Origin of the sequence: Paenibacillus harenae (assembly GCF_030812415.1) — a bacterium.
Lineage (GTDB): Bacteria > Bacillota > Bacilli > Paenibacillales > Paenibacillaceae > Pristimantibacillus > Pristimantibacillus harenae_A.
Genome location: NZ_JAUSST010000003.1, coordinates 1 through 18,165, shown reverse-complemented (window position 1 = coordinate 18,165; position 18,165 = coordinate 1). Strand labels below are relative to the sequence as shown.

16 protein-coding genes and 3 pseudogenes are annotated in these 18,165 nt (G+C 43.5%); 5 read left to right on the top strand and 14 right to left on the bottom strand.

The genetic code is table 11. From position 1 onward, the window contains the following. Positions 1–1,046 precede the first annotated feature (1,046 nt). On the top strand, positions 1,047–1,229 hold the full coding sequence (locus J2T14_RS10200) for a hypothetical protein (RefSeq protein WP_307205359.1): 183 nt from the start codon (positions 1,047–1,049) through the stop codon (positions 1,227–1,229). Between the two features lie 450 nt (positions 1,230–1,679). Here the strand turns inward: J2T14_RS10200 and J2T14_RS10195 are convergent, their stop codons facing one another. Next, the gene (locus tag J2T14_RS10195; RefSeq protein WP_307205358.1) at positions 1,680–2,129 is read right to left on the bottom strand and encodes a VOC family protein; all 450 of its coding nucleotides are present in this window, start codon (positions 2,127–2,129) and stop codon (positions 1,680–1,682) included. Positions 2,130–3,291: 1,162 nt separating this feature from the next. Between J2T14_RS10195 and J2T14_RS10190 the strand changes: the two genes are divergently transcribed. Further along, positions 3,292–5,160, top strand: a complete 1,869-nt coding sequence (locus tag J2T14_RS10190) for an RCC1 domain-containing protein (protein ID WP_307470454.1) — start codon at positions 3,292–3,294, stop codon at positions 5,158–5,160. A 366-nt stretch (positions 5,161–5,526) separates the two neighbouring features. Here J2T14_RS10190 and J2T14_RS10185 read toward each other — a convergent pair whose 3' ends face one another. Then, positions 5,527–5,883, bottom strand: coding sequence for a hypothetical protein (locus J2T14_RS10185; protein ID WP_307470452.1), 357 nt, complete (start codon positions 5,881–5,883; stop codon positions 5,527–5,529). 138 nt (positions 5,884–6,021) lie between these two features. On the opposite strand from J2T14_RS10185, the gene J2T14_RS10180 reads away from it, so the two are divergent. Next, positions 6,022–6,987, top strand: a complete 966-nt coding sequence (locus J2T14_RS10180) for a helix-turn-helix transcriptional regulator (protein WP_307470450.1) — start codon at positions 6,022–6,024, stop codon at positions 6,985–6,987. Between the two features lie 117 nt (positions 6,988–7,104). On the opposite strand, the pseudogene J2T14_RS30845 reads toward J2T14_RS10180, so the two are convergent. The 11 genes and pseudogenes from J2T14_RS30845 to J2T14_RS10135 form a co-directional block, all read right to left on the bottom strand. Beyond that, positions 7,105–7,371 (bottom strand): annotated as a pseudogene (locus J2T14_RS30845) (VOC family protein); the annotation flags it as partial. A 356-nt stretch (positions 7,372–7,727) separates the two neighbouring features. Then, positions 7,728–7,808 (bottom strand): annotated as a pseudogene (locus tag J2T14_RS31085) (hypothetical protein); the annotation flags it as partial. Positions 7,809–8,022: 214 nt separating this feature from the next. Further along, entirely contained in the window at positions 8,023–8,505 is a 483-nt protein-coding gene (locus J2T14_RS10175) for an NUDIX hydrolase (protein ID WP_307470449.1), read from the bottom strand. 456 nt (positions 8,506–8,961) lie between these two features. Next, a complete protein-coding gene (locus tag J2T14_RS10170) occupies positions 8,962–9,429 on the bottom strand; it encodes a coagulation factor 5/8 type-like protein (protein ID WP_307470447.1) in 468 nt (155 codons plus the stop codon). Positions 9,430–9,844: 415 nt separating this feature from the next. Next, entirely contained in the window at positions 9,845–10,324 is a 480-nt protein-coding gene (locus J2T14_RS10165; RefSeq protein ID WP_307470445.1) for an EVE domain-containing protein, read from the bottom strand. Positions 10,325–10,527: 203 nt separating this feature from the next. Continuing rightward, positions 10,528–10,937: pseudogene (locus J2T14_RS10160) on the bottom strand (WYL domain-containing protein); the annotation flags it as partial. Between the two features lie 477 nt (positions 10,938–11,414). After that, on the bottom strand, positions 11,415–12,149 hold the full coding sequence (locus J2T14_RS10155) for an SMP-30/gluconolactonase/LRE family protein (RefSeq protein WP_373458137.1): 735 nt from the start codon (positions 12,147–12,149) through the stop codon (positions 11,415–11,417). Then, positions 12,146–12,568, bottom strand: a complete 423-nt coding sequence (locus J2T14_RS30835) for a hypothetical protein (RefSeq protein ID WP_373458136.1) — start codon at positions 12,566–12,568, stop codon at positions 12,146–12,148. The genes J2T14_RS10155 and J2T14_RS30835 overlap by 4 nt, the downstream gene beginning before the upstream one ends. Positions 12,569–12,599: 31 nt before the next feature. Then, positions 12,600–13,280, bottom strand: coding sequence for a zinc-dependent alcohol dehydrogenase family protein (locus J2T14_RS10145; RefSeq protein ID WP_307470442.1), 681 nt, complete (start codon positions 13,278–13,280; stop codon positions 12,600–12,602). Between the two features lie 20 nt (positions 13,281–13,300). Further along, complete coding sequence (locus tag J2T14_RS10140; RefSeq protein WP_307471905.1) at positions 13,301–13,510, bottom strand: alcohol dehydrogenase catalytic domain-containing protein; 210 nt, start codon at positions 13,508–13,510, stop codon at positions 13,301–13,303. Positions 13,511–13,604: 94 nt separating this feature from the next. After that, a complete protein-coding gene (locus J2T14_RS10135) occupies positions 13,605–14,456 on the bottom strand; it encodes an SDR family NAD(P)-dependent oxidoreductase (RefSeq protein WP_307203420.1) in 852 nt (283 codons plus the stop codon). Positions 14,457–14,735: 279 nt separating this feature from the next. On the opposite strand from J2T14_RS10135, the gene J2T14_RS10130 reads away from it, so the two are divergent. Together J2T14_RS10130 and J2T14_RS10125 are read left to right on the top strand one after the other, a co-directional pair. Then, on the top strand, positions 14,736–15,395 hold the full coding sequence (locus J2T14_RS10130) for a TetR/AcrR family transcriptional regulator (RefSeq protein ID WP_307470440.1): 660 nt from the start codon (positions 14,736–14,738) through the stop codon (positions 15,393–15,395). A gap of 115 nt (positions 15,396–15,510) precedes the next feature. Then, a complete protein-coding gene (locus J2T14_RS10125) occupies positions 15,511–15,795 on the top strand; it encodes a hypothetical protein (protein ID WP_307470438.1) in 285 nt (94 codons plus the stop codon). 973 nt (positions 15,796–16,768) lie between these two features. Here J2T14_RS10125 and J2T14_RS10120 read toward each other — a convergent pair. After that, complete coding sequence (locus J2T14_RS10120) at positions 16,769–17,560, bottom strand: phosphotransferase (protein ID WP_307470437.1); 792 nt, start codon at positions 17,558–17,560, stop codon at positions 16,769–16,771. Positions 17,561–18,165: the final 605 nt, after the last annotated feature.

Sequence of the window (18,165 nt, the reverse complement as noted above, 5' to 3'; positions counted from 1 at the left end):
GTAATTCGGAGTAGATCTTATAAATCCCTCCAGACGTTTCGTAACCACTTGCAGCACAAATTAGCCGAAATGCCTGGAGCAGCATCTCCTGATTCGCCTAATCGACTTCAAGGCATAAAAAATACATCGCCAGGGCGTATAAGCCGCAAGGCGATGTATTCATCGAGTAAGGCGTCTAAAAATAATATTTACTTCATGTTATGTAATTTGCTTTCTAATGGCCTTTCCATCCTTAATACACAAGGAGTTAACCCAGAATGTTATATTATAACAATCCATATCTACATTTATTCTTTGATATTCTTCTAAGACTCTCTCAATCGAATGATTGAAGAACCTGAATCCTTCTTTAAAATCGATGAGCTTCAACTGCCGTACTAATGTCTCCTTCGTTGCGGAAATCAATTTATCAAACCTGCTTAACATTATGAATAATCGATCATTTGCTCAAACATTTGGTATTGAAGTGCAAACGGCTTACCACTATACTCACTAACAATATCATCTAAGCATCGCTCATACCATGAAGCATCGCCAACACTAGTGAAAGTAGATATTTTAATTATCACCACGCATAGCTGCCCGTTACTTCAATGAACAACGGCAGCCGATCGTGTGGCCGGCTGCCGTCATGTTGTGGTTGAACTATCGTATCCGTTAGCTTAAAGAACCAAGGTATTATTACTCATCACTCGAATAAAGTCTGTTAATTAACTCTGTAAAAGTTGACGCAAGAGGATGAATCCCTTCTCGTTTCAATCTTTCGACTAGCTCTGGTTGTTCCAATTCCTCATCGGAGAGATCTTCCTCTGAGATAAGCTTATCCATTTCTGCATATACAAGGGTAGGTTCGGTTGTATATGAAATAAAGCCTAACGAAATATGTTCTTGTCCTCTTACAGCTTCTGTTAGAAAGGTCATCGCAACTAACCGAACTACGGATTAGTAAACTGTGCCAATTCCCACGACTATATGCATTCATTTGTCTAACACACTATCAATCTTCATGCATAAGCTGTGTATTATCGCTAGAGGAGGGAAATACTATGTCTAAGTTTCTTAACTACCTGGGCGGTGTCATCGGTGGTTTCAGCCTAATTTACATCCCTGTATCGGGATTGCTGCCAAGCTTGGAACCTCTAATTGACGCGGTAGGCATCATAATCGTGATCGTATTCGCCGTCGCCTTAATCATCACTGGCGTGCGTTCCCTGTTAAGCAAAGCGTAACAGATCATCACGCTATTAAGATAAAGATATATCCACATTTGATCGAAAAAGGCTGCCCAGAGAACATTGCTACAGTTAAATGGGAAGCAGAAATAAGATTATGAAGCGACACGTCTGTTTAAATCATAGGGGTTCTTGGTTATAAGCCAAGGCCTCTGTTTTTATACCCCTAAAAATCTAAAAATCGAAACGAAGCCATTTTTAGAACAAATCCATTGATCCGTCACTTCTTCCCCACGCTATCACCTCAATAAAGGGAGTTACCCCGTGCTTGTTTGAAGGAAATCATACCCTTTATTGTCATTCCCCCCAATTCAAAGCTTTTACAACTCACTTAATTTCATAACAAAACCTCCCATTAGTCCTAATAAATCTAGGGTTGCTCCAATGAGAGGTTTTATTGTTTGATATATTGATGGTGGATTTCCTAAAACATCCGTTACCGATTTATTACTTGAGCTGCTCGTTCAACCCGACGATGATGCCTTCGGGACCGCGGATGTAGGCGAGTCGATACGTGTCCTCGTATTGCACCACTTCGCCGACCAGTTCGGCGCCGTGGGCAAGCAGGCGCGCGACCACATCATCGATGTCATCGACGGCGAACATGATGCGGCGGATCCCGAGTTCGTTCACCGGAGCCTTCTCTGGCCCAGTTCTGATTGCATCCGGCGTGTGGAACTTGTCCAGCTCGATCCGTCCGTGGCCGTCCGGAGTGCGCATGAACGCGAGGGTAGCACGGACGTTCTGAAGGCCAATGAGACGATCTACGGAGGAGCCTTCGACGGTCGTTTCGCCCTCCAACTCGAATCCGAGTTGGAGAAAGAAGGCTTTAGCGGCTTCGAGGTCGTCAACGACGATGAGGACGTTGTCCATTCGTAGTAATTTATTTTTTGTCATAGTTTTTCTCCTTATGAATTAAAAGTCATAATCTCTAATAAAGCTTTCCTCAATTAAGTTTATGTCTAAGCGTCTCTGTCATAAAGTTGCGCATAACGACTTATTTACGAATTTCGTTGGTAATCTCCACCATTTATCACTCCCTCATAATTCTGGTAAATTAACCCATAAAGATAATACCGAATACACGTTCGCTTGTAAAGAAGATATTTTAATTATCACCACGCATAAGAAGGTACAAAGAAGGCCGCGGGGAGACTCCGCGGCCAGCCATTAAGTTTCCGAAAACATAACAATATCTTCAGTGATTGTCATATTTGATGCTCACATTGACGAAAACTTTCTTATCCGGATTAAAATCATTGCCCGTATGTCCCTTAACTCTCCACTCCGCTCTGTAACCACTGGGCTCGGCAGCACTGTACTCGGTGCCACCTGTGAGTAACGTCGTATCTTCCGGCATTCGGTTACCCTCGCCCACGGTCTCCAGACTAAGGTCATAATCTTCCCTTTCCGGGGAAACCATGGAGACCTTAACGACTCCATGAAAACCTTCAGGGGGGCTCCAAGATCGCCTCAACTCTTGTCCTGAGGACGAAATGTACCCGTAATATAACAAAAACTCATAATTGGATCCGCCGTATGAATAAGTTTTGGTATCGGAAAGCCGAAAAGAGCCGGGAGGCTCATAACAGCGTATTGTATCGGTATACCAAGTATTTGTCTACACCCGTTTCATCTATAGCCGGCTGCCAATTCAGCTGTACGCTGTTATAGGTTACATTGGTAACCGCACTATTATGAAACAAATCTACCAAAATAATCAACACAAACATCGATATATACATTGTCGATCCAATTTCCAGATAAGTTTATGCTTCATTCATTTAACTATAGTAGTTCAATAGCACCAAGCAGCCAACACGAAGGCAATGGCGGAGATGAGGCGCTTCTAAGCCATTTTCAAGACTGCCAATTTCCATGCGTCCAAATTTTTTGATAGTAAATTCATAATAAAGTGCTGTTGGGACGATCTTTATCCCTTTATCTGCACCCTCTGTTATGACAATTGCACCAGATTTGTACTAGTGCAATGAGCAGGTCAAAAAATTTCCGTAATATGGTAATATTCAAGTTGGAACAATGATGGGAGTGAAGATTGATGAGACGACGGTTTATTCTTTTGGTTTGTGGATTTCTGATGCTGACGCTGCTTCTGCCCTTTCAGGCAGCCGCCGCTGAGGCCGGTTCCACGGTGGAAGCAGAGAGTTCGAAATCGGGTGTAACGATGGTTTCAGCCGGAGGGAGTCATAGTCTCGTTCTAAGACAGGACGGAACGGTATGGGCGTGGGGTAATAATTACTGGGGCGCGCTCGGTGACGGAAGTACGACAGACCGTTATGCCCCCGTTCAGATCAAAAGCATTAAAGAGGTGGACCGCGTAGCTGCAGATGATTCGCATAGTTTAGCTCTCCTAAACGACGGAACCGTCTGGGAGTGGGGAATAACGATGCCTTCTGCAAGCTGGGATGATCCGACTGCCAACCCAACACCGGCTCAAGTTACCGATAATCTTGGCAATAAATTCGATTCGGCAGTCGCCATCTCTGAAGGGTCTCAGCATCATTTGGCACTCAAGAGCGACGGTACCGTTTGGGCGTGGGGGAAAAATTATTCGGGCCAACTGGGTGATGGAACCAGTTCGGACGATTACTACACGAGGAATATTGATCAAGTGAAGGGGCTCGACTCGGTAACCGCCATCTCTGCAGGCGCAGCGCATAATTTGGCAATTAATAGCGATGGAACCGTTTGGGCGTGGGGGGAGAATCTATTTGGCCAACTCGGCGATGGTAGTACGACAGACCGTCATACTCCCGTTCAAGTACAGGGTCTCGATTCGGTAACCGCCATCTTTGCGGGAACTTGGCATAGTTTGGCACTCAAGAGCGACGGTACCGTTTGGGTCTGGGGGGGGAATGATCATGGCCAGCTTGGCGATGGAACAACGACAATACATACCGTCCCCGTTCAGCTTCCTAGCATCACAGATGTGGTCTATGTAGCTGCAGGCTATAAATATAGTATGGCAGTCAAAAGTGACGGAACTGTTTGGGCGTGGGGGGAGAATCGATTTGGTCAACTCGGCGATGGCAGTACGACAGACCGCCATACTCCCGTTCAAGTACAGGGTCTTGATTCGGTAACCGCCATCATTGCGGGTACTTGGCATAGTTTGGCCCTCAAGAGCGACGGGACCGTTTGGGCATGGGGATGGAATGCTTATGGACAACTCGGCGATAAAACAACGACAAACCGTTATACTCCCGTACAAGTTCAAGGACTTGGCGAGACTCCTAAAGCGCCACAGTGGCCTGAAGGCGACGTGCTGACGGTTACCGATGTGACCTATAACAGCTTACGGCTCAATTGGCAGCCGGCTACGGATGAAACGGGCGTAGACAAATACTTGGTATACCAAGACAATACGCTGCTGAATACCCTGAACGGGGACGTGAACAGCTATGAAGTGAAGGGGCTGTCTCCAAATTCGTCCTACCTCTTTTCATTGGTCGCCGTCGATGCCGATAGCAATCATAGTGTGAAAAAAGAAGTGACGGCCACTACTGCGGCATATACGGCTCCCGTTTCTTTTCAACTTTCCGATTCCAAAACTTATTCATACGGCGGATCCAATTATGAGTTTTTGTTATATTACGGGTACATTTCGTCCTCAGGACAAGAGTTGAGTGGATCTTGGAGCCCTCCTAATGGTTTCCATGGAGTTGTTAAGGTCTCCATGATTTCCCCTGTAGGGGAAGATTATGATCTTAGTCTAGAGACTGTGGGCGAGGGTAAGCGATTGCCGGAAGATACGACGTTACTCACAGATGGTACCAAGTACAGTGCTGCCGAGGTGCCCGTGGGTTACAGAGCAGAGTGGAGAGTTAAGGGACATACGGACAATGATTATAGTCCGGATAAGAAGGTTTTCGTCTATGTGAGCATCAAATATGACAATAATCACTGAAGATATTGCTATGTTTACGGAAACTTAATGATCGACATCGGGATCATCCTGCGGCCTTTTTATATCCCGGAAAAACACCGGGCTCCATCGGAATTTTTAACGGGACTCGACAAAGGGATGAAATCCTCCGTTTGGCTGCGGCCAGTACCTCAAAGAAAAAAGCAGAGTGCCGCGGCGCTCTGCTTCTTTCAATTTTAGTCCTCATATTTTTTTAGCGTCATACCTACAAACTCTTTAAACGAACAAATTTGATTATTTTTGAATTCAAAAACGATAGCAAGCTCATTTCGATATGGCCGGTCGCTTAAAGTCCCTTCAGCTTGAAATCAAAACTGGTATTCGAGTTGACTTCGTCTATCATTTATTTCAAAGCTGGTATTCGAGACGAACACGCCCATTTTTATTGATAAACAGAAAAACGAACCCGCTTGCCGAAGCCTCTCCCCCTCCAGACGGAACCATTTCCCAATTGTACATAACGACGTCGCGGAGGCTTCTTACGGTATCGCTTAAAATAAATTGATATCCGCCTTGTTTCACAAATTTGTCGTATGCGTTCGCGACGCGCTGTTCGATCTGCTCGAGTCCTCTTGCTTCGATATTCCCGGCATAATGTAGACCGTCCGCCTCCCAAAGATCGGTAATCAATTCGCGCCTGACTACGGGGTCCGGTTCGTTCCACATCCTGATGCATTTATGGATGAGCTCGTTTACTTCAACCATATTGCCGTTTCCTCCTCCACTTTGGCGTCTTCTTTACTCAAAAGCAATGACGCGTATTTCAAGAGTAGCAAGAAAACATGACAGGTAGTGACGTCTTTTCGTGTTAAAATAAAAAAAACAGTAAGGGTTGGGTGATGAATGCATAAATCCCAGCGATTAATTCTATTAATGATGAAGGTTAACGCACGAAAATCCTTCACAATCGGCGAGCTCGCAATTGATCTAGGCGTGTCGGAGCGAACGATTTCCCGGGATTTAATTGATTTAAGTGAGCTCGGCGTACCCCTCTATTCCATCCAAGGGCGTGGGGGAGGCTTCAAGATCTTAAACGAACGAATGCTTCCGCCAATCGCGTTCACTGAAAGTGAAGCGATCTCCATCTTTTTCTCAGCGCAATCCTTGAAATATTACGGTTCGCTCCCATTTGGAGAAGGGACGGAATCTGCAATGGATAAGTTTTACCACTATTTGCAACCTGATATAAAAGAACAAATCGATCGTTTAAAGGACAAAGTCGCCATTTGGAGTCCCAACCGCGAAATGTCTGCGGCTTGCCTTCAAGTTTTGCTGCGGGCCATTATGGTTCGGCGCACGGTAACAATTGAATACGGTTCGATTAAAAAGTTTGAAACTAGGGATGTTCAGCCTATTGGGCTTTATTCCGACCGCGGCTATTGGTATTGTCCGGCTTATTGCTTTAACCGTAAAGCCTACCGTCTGTTCCGTGCGGATCGGATACTTTCTGCGCAATTGAACGAAGCCATTGCATTTCATGAAGATTTGGATCTGAAGTCCATACGCGATTGGCCAGACATGGAGATAACAGACACCGTAAAAACGGTGCTCGTTGTTTGCTTGACAGCGGCAGGGGTCAGAAAGCTAGAGCCGAACGGCAGGCTGTATCCTTTCATCGTCCTTCATGAAGATGGCGGAGGAACACTTCGAATGTCGATTCCCGTTCGGCAGTTGGCTTTCTATGTAGACATGATTTGGGGAGTAAGCTATGACGCCAAGATCATAGAACCAGAAGAAGCCGTATACATGATGGAACAAAACATTGCAATGATGGAACAACAATATTTCACTAACCGTCCGGGCGGTTAAAGTACCCTGAAATCTGCAACAAAGAATGTTGCGTTGCAGTTAGCGGAATAGGCCACCGATCACCGGCAGCCTAATATATCTAGTTATGAAGCTATCGTATCCGTTAGTTCAGCAGTGCTACATTTGAATTGCCATCAAACGGTTGCCGTCAGGATCTTCAAAAATGACGATTTTGTTTTCTAATATCTCGTTATGTATCACAATCTCGGATTCCTTCAGAAACTGGAGTGTCTGCCAAATATCATCTGTCTTAAAAAACATCAGCGGGTGGGGAGCTGGTACCGCGCCATTATTGGAATCCAGCAGAATCTCGGTTCCTTCAAAATGCAGCGTATAAACCGTAGAAAGCCGCCCCTCTATGAAATCCTCATTGTATGGCAGATCAAATACGCGGCTATACCCTAGTAACTAACTTCTATCTAATTCCAGTAAATCCCTGCGTTCTTAAAGCCGCAGCATCTAGGGATGTATATACTAAGACGGTGAGTTAGATTTTAAGAGATAAGTGATTTTCAAAGAGGGGGGTTACGTCATTACGTTTATTGAATTGATAGATGAGAGACGGCTTCGCAGAGACGGCCGAAGCCGTCTGTCATAGCTGCTGCTCCATTCCGCCGAACATTTGACCGGCCATCTCCGCATAGTTGAATGTCGGATGAGAGGTTCCGATTTGCAACGTTGCCCACATGCCATTCCAGATATCCCCATGCGAGGCACGCCAAATCGAACATAACGTCGCCCATCCCTGCGTATTCCCAATCCAGCAGGCGCAATAAACCGTCATCCAAGAAATTGTTTGGGAACGGATCATTGTTGCACATCACGGAAGCGTTCCCCTGCTTGCTCCCTGCTTGTCTCGATCGAAGCCAGCTTGTCCAGCAGCTTGGCCAGTCAATCCGGTAAAGGCAGATTCCGGCTCCGGCGATATCTTAAAAACCGGACCCTTTACTCTTCAAAGGAATCCGGTTTACGTAATCGGGTAGCTAGAACTCGTTGAACAAACGTACCCGCTAGTTGAACGACGCTGAAAAACGGTTATATAGTCCGACTCACTTTTATTTCAAAATTGGGTCGAGTAACATACTCCATATAGAATGAGCTTCCACCAAAATCCAAATAGGCTTGATATCGTGTTCGTATGGCGGGAGCTGTGACCATATCCAGTACCTTATCCCTTTCAAACCAACGACTTTCGGATGTTTCCTCAGAAGTAGATAACTCTCCACCAACGGGCTGGCATGTAAAGTCTAACATTACCTTGGTTGGAATATCGGTAACACCGTCATGCCATTTATGAATACCTGTATTAGAATAAACTCCAATCAAGTGAGAAACAACCACGTCTATTCCGCTTTCCTCTTTTATTTCTCTACTTAACGCATCCATTAGGTTCTCACCTACTTCCACTTGACCTCCAGGGAACACCCAACCACCATGTTGCGTTTTCACTAAGAGAATGTGTCCCTGTTCATTTTCTACTATACCGCCTACCGCTATAATATGTGTGGGCATTGCCATCCTTGTCCCTCCCAAGCCTATTTTAAGATTTTGATTATCATAATTCCATTTCTTTATGCAACTCTCCTGCCCGTTACTTCAACGGAAAAAGCAGCCAATCGTTATGACCAGCTGCTTTCGTGTCTTTATTGCGCTATCGTTCCCCATTAGTTGAATTCCTTGGTGTATGAATATGGTCTATATCTGTATCAATTATGAAATCAATCCGAATCCCTTCTTTATATGAATCAGGTATTAGTTCATATTCAAATAGTCTGCAAAAGACGGCTGAAAAATCTTTTATGTTTGTGCATTGTCTTTTGACAATATTATACTTCTTTCTTAATTCTCTGATTGAACATGTTTTGCCTGTAAGCAGTACATTCTCAAAGTAACCATCAATTTCGACTATCACATCAATCACTGCTGGTTGCTAACCAGCCTATGAGCTCATATTTTTTCCTTAATCGGCTGTACTTAGATTCCAAAATGAATAATCAAATGGTTATTGTCTGAAGCTTTGACAGCTAAGTCAATTAAAACTGCTAATTCACTCTGCATTCTTTCTCGCTTCAACCAATTTCTCGTTTGTTCCCAGTAGCCATCTTCATTCTCTTCTTCTTTCCAAACAGTATCTCCTCTTAAACTGAATGTGTCGGGTGCTTCTTCGATTAATTTAAGCCATTTATCTAATATCTTTATTAGCTTCTCTGCTCCCGGCTTATTAATAACGGTTACCCCATAGTAATTTAACCCTCTGTGACTTTCTTTTGTTTCGGGGTTATACGAAGGTAACCAGTTCAAAAAGTCCATCATGTATTGAATAATCTCATCTGATACTACTGACTTCTCAGCCCATGTATAACGATTAGTTCGGTACCATTCATATCTGTCATTCAAATCAAAATCGCCGCTAAGAAGATAAAATTCGTGGGTTAAACTCATACAAATCACCTGGGTTAGCCCGTGTTCATTTATTGGTCCTACAGAAACTATATTACCACACTTTGGAACTAATCTGCCTGTTAGTTGAGCGAAGGGCTTCCACGTGGCAGCCCTTCAACATTATACTATCGTTCTCCGTTAGCATAATGCTTAAATGCCCTAATTAACGTTTCTTTATATCATATACTGTAACAAAAGCATTCTCATTAAAACCAAAATGCCTGCTTATAATTACATAGGTTTCATTGAAAATGTCAATAACATCACCGGTAATTAAGGTAGGCAATGAAACTTTTGTTTCCTGTTCAAACAAACAATTATCGCCAACAAAGAAACGAGTCATAAAAAATTCGATTGGCGGAATACATTGAACTATAGTTCTCCGTTAGTGTAACGAACTTGTGGTAAATTCAGCTTAATTAAGAGAGCTGGGAAATATGTTGGATGTCTCCGCAGCGCCAAGCATTGAGCCAGCAATCGTCAGAAAATCTTCGAACCCGATCTCGAAATGACCATAGCGGAAGGTATACCCCCAATTTCGATTCCCACGTGTGAAGGTAAGCTGGTCCATTAAATCGGCAATCTTCACTTCTCGACACGGAATATAGCGTATATTCCGACGGAATGGCACAAAGGATTCGGACATCTGATATTCGTAGACTCTGTCATCCGCAACCTGTCCAATGGCGGTAAATGCTTGGAGCTTTTCCCCCTTCGACATGTCCGTTTGTGGAGAATAGTATATCAGCCAATCACTAGGACACATCCTACGCAAAGGTGCAGACTTGCCATGGCAGAGCTGGGCGAATCCACCCAGCACACCCCGTTTCACATGAGAAGAAGATACAACGCCAATCCAGTAGCGGCTTTGCTGGCTTATTACATTCGTTGACATCGTTCCGATCTCTTCCTTCTTCATCATATTTTATACACTATTTCCCATTTTTTAAACGGTCCATGTGCAGAAGATGATGTCGGTCATGCATTTCGATGAGCAAAAACCACCGCTGTAATGCTTCGATTGTGTTCATATTCTTCAAACAGCTCCTTTATGATAATCTAATGTGAGTATATAAAAACGCTACTGACAACAGCATGTCAGTAGCGTTTTAACATTTTTCCAGCTTCAACGCGGAACTCGATTCCGGAAGGATTCGTGCTCCAGCACAACGACATCCGCTCCCCAGCCGAGCAGCCAATGCAGTAAGTCCTCGGGCTGACGAACGCGAAAGTTTACAAGCAAACCATCCGGATGATCCTCTGCTGCTTCCATGTAAAAGTTGTTTGATTCCTTCACTTTATCCGCAATGTTGATGAATTTCTTGCCGTAGATCACAATTCGCTATAAGCATCCATGATCCTTGAACAAGCACAAGTCCATAAGGTGCGGCAATACGAACACTATGACGATTCCCATCGACTTCGGGCATGCCTTTCGAATAACCGAATCTTACCTTCCGCTCCTCCAATATTGCGCGACGGATCGTTTCGATGTACTCTTTCTCTTGTCCGCAAAAGAATCCCATTTGTTTCTTTCTATTGCTTGGATGTTCAAATGAACAAATAATTTCTAAGAATGTTGAACGATCTGATCTTGAAACAAGTCCACAAACATGGGTGCAAATAAAATCAAAAAAAATGGTATTTACTTAAAGAAAATGAATGAAAATAAGGATCAAGGAAAGAAAATACGTTACCTCATTTACTCCAAAAAATACCTTAGCTACGACTATAGAACAATTAAATGAGATCTAAAAGATGGGACTCTATCTATACATGTGAAAGATAAAATGGCCTCAAACGACCAGTACGTTAAAACAGAGTCACTTTTCATAATTACTTTAGATACCTAACCCAAAAAAATTGAAATGTACTTAAATGAGAATACAGTTGATTATCAAATGGAACAACCTTGGAAGGATATCGCCCTTTATTAATCTATTGCTGCTATTTTTTTATGATTCGCCCCCTCCCAGATTCCAACATTATTTTGTTAAAAGCACGCGATGAACACCCTTACTACCTCCTGGTGCCGTCCCTATGTATAAATATCCGTTATGGCTTGCAGCCGTAGTTACGCCATACAACGAACCTTCCGGATCATGCCAGCTTCCGATAAGCTCTCCCTGCGGGCCGAACTCAGCTGCAAGCCCATGCTTCGCCGGTGCGCTTGCGCCGCTAAGCAACGACTCTGGCACTTTGGCCATGATACCAGCCAACCACGGGCTACGATGCATCTGATCTACGAAAGAAAGGCGAGTCGTGAAGATCCCGACCCAGAAATGACCTTGCTCATCACGCGTAATGTTGTCTGGAAACCCTGCAAGATTGTCAGCAAAAATATCAGATGTTCCCTTCTTTGGACCCTTGAGCCAGTAACTGGTCAACTGATAATGATACGATTCCGCCACAAGCACGTAATCTCCATCCGCAGACAAGGCAACCCCGTTCGCAAAATAGAGGCCTTCTAACAGGACGGTCGTCTGTTTGGTCATTGGATCGTACTTCAGCAAGCGTCCATGCGGCTTGTTCTCGGCAATTTCTTTGAATGTCACACGTCCATAGTTCGAGGTATCGGAAAAATAAATGGAGCCGTCCTGGGCAATATCAAGCTCATTAGCTAAATAGATCGGCTTACCGTTTACTTGATTGGCCAATACCTCTATGCTTCCGGATTGGTTTATAGACAGAAGTCCCATCTTGATATCCTTAACGATCAAATCGCCTTTGGCATCGAATTTAAGCCCATTAGGCGTTCCTTTGGTGTCTGCAAATACTTGGGCCTTTTGCCCTCCGCATCGAAAGGAACCTTGTAAATTTTCCCGTCTGAATCTCCTGTATATAGCTGGCCAGCTTTATCGAATGTTATGAATTCCGGGAATTGTGGGGCATCACTGACCAGCTGAGCAGCGCTAAGTTTATTGTTCTGTTTCCAAGGGTCCGCTTTCTGAAAAGAGGGAGCCGTCGGCGCCAACCATTTTACCGGTTCTATGGGTGAAGGAACAAGTAAGAAAACGATGACTCCAAGAAGGATCACCGCAAGCAGCGATAGCCCTAATCTTCGTATTTTACGTGGTGAGCGCTTAATTCGATTCACGCCTTCAGTAGATTTAACGGATCGAACTTGTGTATTTGGCATTAGAGTGCCTCCTGTGTCTTTTAAGTGAGACTTAAATTTGGACTGCGATTTTACCGAAATATTGCTTTCCTTCAGCCAAGAGCGCGAATGCTTCTCCAATTCGATCCAGAGGGAATACTCGGTCGATGACGGGATGTAAACGATGATGGGTAATCGCTCGATTCATCTTTTCAAAGTGATCCCGGTTGCCGACTTGACTGCCGCGAATCGTAGCGGCTTTCTGCAAGATGCTCGTGACATCGTATTCCGGAATAGTCAAGCCCGATAAGAATCCGACCATACTCAAAGTCCCTCCAATGCGAAGCGCGTTTATGGATTTCACCATCGTAGTCGCTCCTCCAACATCCAGAACGTGATCGACGCCGCCAGTTAGCTCTAACGCTGCCTTATCCCAATCGGGAACTTCCGAATAGTTGATCGTTTTCCATGCGCCGAGAGCTTTTGCTTGTTCTAACTTGGCGTTGCTGCTCGATGTGATGATGGCTCGTGCTCCAGCCATAAGAGCGAATTGAAGCCCGAAGATAGAAACCCCGCCTGTTCCTTGCAGCAGCACGGTATCCCCCGCTTGCAAACCACCGTATTCGATTAGCATGCTCCATGCGGTTAATGCCGCGATTGGCAACGTGGCGGCCTCCTCCCAAGTGAGGTGATCGGGAATATGGACGATTCCGTCTTCATGTAGAACGACATACTCCGCCGCTACTCCGTTCAACGGGCCTCCCAGACTGTCTTCTAATACCCCGGTCTTGGGTTGCCGGCAAAAAATCGCTGTTGCAAATTACCCGCTACTCGGTGTCCGACCTGAAACCTTGTTACTCCTTGGCCAACGGCTACAATTTCTCCCGCTCCGTCTGATAATGGAATGATGGGGAATTTGATTTCAATCGGCATTAATCCGCTGAGGATCACTAGATCCCGGTAATTGAGAGAGGCTGCCCTCATGCGGATCAGCACCTCATGGGGGCCTGGCGTTGGTATGTCGAGTTCCGTTAAGTTTAATTCCTCAAAGCCGAAGCCGTTGTCAGTTGTATAGCTTTCATCGTATTGTCCTCCCAGCAAGATCGGATTGATTACCTGTATTCTTATAATTATTATTATTGCCGGATCCTCCGCGTGGACGAAGCATGCCTCCAACAAGTCGAAGACCTTGCTTGCGTGTTATGAATCGCGATAACTGCGCCCCGATATAATTCTGCACACCCGGAACGACGTATATTTTCCCTTCCTTCAACGCACGAAGTGCAACCTCTACGACTCTTTCCGGCGTATCTTTCTTTCCGACAGAGGCTTCTTCCGTTCCTACAACATTAAAGAAGCTGGTGTCCGTCGAACCGGGACAAAGTGCGAAGAATTTGATACCTCGGTCGCGGTTTTCCCACCATAACGCTTGAGTAAACGACAGGACGAAAGCTTTCGTCGCCCCATATACAGCCATATAGGGAAGCGGTTGAAATCCGGCGGTTGAAGCAACATTGATAACTGCACCTGAGTTTTTGCGCAACATATCCGGTAAGAACAAGTGGGTCATATCTACAACAGCGGCGACATTGAGCATAACTTCTTCATGTTGACGCTCACCTGACACTTGTTCAAAAAAACCATGTGTAGCAAAGCCTGCATTGTTGACCAACAGCTCGATATCCACTTTCAAACGTCGACATTGCTGATATAACTCGCTGGGCGCGCCTTCTTTCGAAAGATCCATAGAAATAACCTCGGCTTTGATGCCATACATCTTTTTGAGCTCTGATGCCAGGCTCACAAGCTTGCTCTCCGATCGGGCTACGAGTACCAAATGACTGCCTTGTTTGGCCAGTTGTCTCGCGAATTGCTCTCCAATACCGGAAGAAGCTCCCGTGACGAGTGCCCATTTTCCTTGAAATGTCATAGTGTTACTCTCCTTTAAGATACTATGTTATGATATGGAAACAGTGTTACCAAGTGCTCAGAATTAATCCTCAATTACCAAGAAAATGAAGAGCCATTCGTTATTTGGTAACAGTGTTTCCGATTGATTTCATTGTAACTACACTCTTTTAGAAAGTCAATACGATTTTGGAACATCACGTGACTCATTGACAACTATCCATTCACTGTATAAAATTCTTTGTAAGAAATTAAGAAACTTTGTTTCCTGACGAAAACACGATAACCGAAGGTGATGATTATGAGCGACCAGGATAACTCCGTTAATACGAACACACGAGTGTTGAAAACCTATCAAGAGGCTCGCTTACAGAATATTGAAAATCTCCGCAAACTCGTTGTTGATGCTGCAGCCAGTCTCTTGCAAGAAGAGGGACCGGAAGCCGTTACGGTGCGTAAAGTAGCGCAGAAAATGGATTGCTCGACAAAAATCATTTATAGCTTATTTGTCAATAAAGAGGGCTTGGCTCAGCAGTTGTATCTGGAAGGTTGTAAGCTTCTCGCTAACGAATTCGAGGGGACGCCGCAAGCTGCTGATCCGGTGCAGCATTTGCTGAATCTAGGGGAAACCTTTTGGCAATTTGGGCAGCGTTACTCCAGCTATTATAAGCTGATGTTCGGAGGAGCCTTCGCAGATTTCAAACCGGACGAAGAAAGCCTGCATGGCACCGTAACAGCCATGCGGCAATTATTGACCTTGATCAGCAACGCGCAAGAGCAAGGACTGATTCCCGGCCAGTACGACACGGAATCCGTTGTACGAATAGTCTGGGCCTCGCTCCACGGCGTTATTCACCTTTACATGGGTGGACACTTGGGAGATGTCCAATCGGCTCATGCCGTATACAGGAAAACTCTGTCAATGATAGTCAGTTCGTTGTTGCCAGATCACAGCACCTAATGCGGGATCCCGATTCGTTAGACAAGTTTAACCGTAGATATAAATGCCATGCTCCTCCGTAAACGTCAAATAGCCCCCAACTTGAAAAGATCGGGATTTGCTAAGGGCTGTTTTTTTGGGCACAAAGACGTTACCAGCCCAACGGGCGAACAAGGAGCCTTTTGTAGCTGAACAATTGTTGCCGCGTCAGGATGCGAAGAACATTCTGCGATGGCCGCAAAAGGAACAAGAAAAGACTGCAACGCCATTAAAACCCGAAAGATGGGCACTTTTTCTAAGTGTCTATCTTTCGGGTTACAGTTCGCGATGGCAAATCTGCCTCTTCTTTTCTATTCGCGAAGTGATGAAACTTTCCTCCCGTTTGCTTAATGTCAATTTCAACACACTGTCTAATGCTTGATCCTGTTCCATTATAGATTCCAATTACGCTTTTTCTCCTTCATAGATCAAAGAATAAGAAAACCTCACTCAGCTCCACCAAGACTGCTCTCTACTTTCTGTTGGACTTTAAAACAAGTTTGCTTATTTGCTATCGAGAAATTTACGGTTTAGATAAAAATATAGGCGGAGTAGCCTCCTGGCTTCGATTGAAGTGCTCGTTTCGAATTAATGAAGTTTACAATTCGTAATGTGGATGATATCGTCAATATATCATAGCTTTCATGGAATTTATCAAAGGTTTCATAAATTTTTACTATTACCTTCATGCCCATCGTTTAGCCGGACGTTTCTCAATATTTTTGTCGGAATGACATAGCTTGCAGAGTAGCCGTCCGTTCGTTCGTGGATCATTAATCTCTTTCAAGGTCGCTCTATCGTCAAACTCCATTACTTCGATTATATGGTCCGCATCGAGCCAATTCTCCTTATATTCAACCAGTCCGTATAGAGGACAGTCTGTTAGATTCTCGCAGACGAGATGACCATGTTCAGTTCGAACGCGGTTCTTGACTCCCTCAACGAATTTCACCCGATGCAGTCCTCTCCTTGCCTTATGTTTTTCGCAATGCTTACTACCGGGTTGAACAGAGCGATGACATTGTTTACATCTTTCCATTGATATCACCTCATATCCAAAATAGAAAATTCTCTTCTAGTAATCAATTGATAAACTGATCACTTGAACTAACGTACCCGTTAGTTCAAAGCTAATTTCCTATTATACTTAAAGAATAATCAATCAATATGAGTTCGTGAGCATATAGATTCAGGGATATAAGCAGGTTCCCCAATCATCTCCTATTAAGCACTTTAGAAAAACAAACTGTCGAATCATTAAGGTATTAATCTAACCTAAATAGACATGCATATTTTTCCATATTTATATTCCTCTATAAAAGTATCAGAATAACTTTGCTTTAATATATCTACCTTTAAATCCACTCTTTTCCACGTTCTCGAATGAATTTAATATCACTTTGATAATGTTCAAGATGACCCTCATCTATCATCTTTTGAAAAGCAATGTCACCTTCACTGCTTTTTCTCATCATTAAATTACATAACCCTTCTAATCGTAGCAATACCATTTCCAAATAATCTTCTTCTGCTCCTTTACCATAAGATTCAAAAAACAATGTAACTCTTTGTTTTATAAGGTTAGCATGCTGTAATGAATTATAATGAATGATTTCACCTGTTTCGGAAAGATGCAATCTACTTAAGGGGACGCTAGTATACAGGGTATATGCTATGTCCCAAAGTCTTGGACCAGGTCCAGCAATATCAAAATCAATAATACCTATTGGTCTTTCATGATTAAAAATAATGTTGTATATTGCAAAATCATTATGGCACATTATTTCAAATGGTTGGGGGGTGTTATCTAAGGATTCCCAGCTCTCATCAAATGAAAAATCGTGCACAGAATCATGATAAAGACGGAGCATTTTCGCTATTTCTATTAAGACATCATCAGACCACATGTATTCTTTTAAAGGATAATTACCAGCTTCACCTTTAATAAATGATAATATCTCTCTTCCTTTTTCATCGATGCCTAAAAATTTTGGTGCATAACTGAAACCTTTGTTCTCCAAATGCTTTAATAGATTATGAATTTTGTAACTACCTGGTTTTAAATCGCGTCGTACAGTGTCTCCCGAACGATAAACATTAGAGACATTTCCCCCTGTTAATATTTCTTCATTTTCATGGTTTGACATTAAGTATTCCTCCCAAATATGACTTTCTATTACCCGTAAAACAATTCTGTTTTCATTAGGAAGATTTTTTACATGTATATAAGGGATAATCGGATCTTCATTAATGTATAAATAAAAAAACACAGGCTATAGGCCTGTGCATGCTGTAATCGAATAAAGAATTTGAACATGAACGTAATTAGATGATTACCCTATGATAGACTCGCAGTCCCTCACAGTATAAATCAAAAAAGTTCATTACATTTTCTTTAAATCCAGTCTATACGACATGAGGATAGAGTTACGGCTGTCTCCAATCGTATAGTACTAAACTAGGTTACCGTGAAGGCAAACCAATCTTCGATTACAATGCACGCAAAACAAATAGCCTTAAACCACTATTTAATTTCAATTGTGCAAAGAATATCAAAGAATTAGTTTATCACACGTAACCCCTCCGCTCTTCTCAATTAAAGTAAGGCTAACATATAATGAATTTCAATGTCAACACTTCGCTAAGTTCAACGCTATCCTCCCTCTATGGAGAATCACTATGCTCTTAAATGCTCACGTTTTCTTAGAATATTGTCCTAGTTTGCACATTGCAGATAACATTTCAGTGGAAC

Bases quoted from the DNA above. Each gene is read 5' to 3' on its own strand.
- J2T14_RS10200 (WP_307205359.1), top strand. From the start codon at position 1,047: ATGTCTAAGTTTCTTAACTACCTGGGCGGTGTCATCGGTGGTTTCAGC.
- J2T14_RS10195 (WP_307205358.1), bottom strand. From the start codon at position 2,129: ATGACAAAAAATAAATTACTACGAATGGACAACGTCCTCATCGTCGTT.
- J2T14_RS10190 (WP_307470454.1), top strand. From the start codon at position 3,292: ATGAGACGACGGTTTATTCTTTTGGTTTGTGGATTTCTGATGCTGACG.
- J2T14_RS10185 (WP_307470452.1), bottom strand. From the start codon at position 5,883: ATGGTTGAAGTAAACGAGCTCATCCATAAATGCATCAGGATGTGGAAC.
- J2T14_RS10180 (WP_307470450.1), top strand. From the start codon at position 6,022: ATGCATAAATCCCAGCGATTAATTCTATTAATGATGAAGGTTAACGCA.
- J2T14_RS10175 (WP_307470449.1), bottom strand. From the start codon at position 8,505: ATGGCAATGCCCACACATATTATAGCGGTAGGCGGTATAGTAGAAAAT.
- J2T14_RS10170 (WP_307470447.1), bottom strand. From the start codon at position 9,429: ATGAGTTTAACCCACGAATTTTATCTTCTTAGCGGCGATTTTGATTTG.
- J2T14_RS10165 (WP_307470445.1), bottom strand. From the start codon at position 10,324: ATGTCAACGAATGTAATAAGCCAGCAAAGCCGCTACTGGATTGGCGTT.
- J2T14_RS30835 (WP_373458136.1), bottom strand. From the start codon at position 12,568: ATGCCAAATACACAAGTTCGATCCGTTAAATCTACTGAAGGCGTGAAT.
- J2T14_RS10140 (WP_307471905.1), bottom strand. From the start codon at position 13,510: ATGAGGGCAGCCTCTCTCAATTACCGGGATCTAGTGATCCTCAGCGGA.
- J2T14_RS10135 (WP_307203420.1), bottom strand. From the start codon at position 14,456: ATGACATTTCAAGGAAAATGGGCACTCGTCACGGGAGCTTCTTCCGGT.
- J2T14_RS10130 (WP_307470440.1), top strand. From the start codon at position 14,736: ATGAGCGACCAGGATAACTCCGTTAATACGAACACACGAGTGTTGAAA.
- J2T14_RS10120 (WP_307470437.1), bottom strand. From the start codon at position 17,560: ATGTCAAACCATGAAAATGAAGAAATATTAACAGGGGGAAATGTCTCT.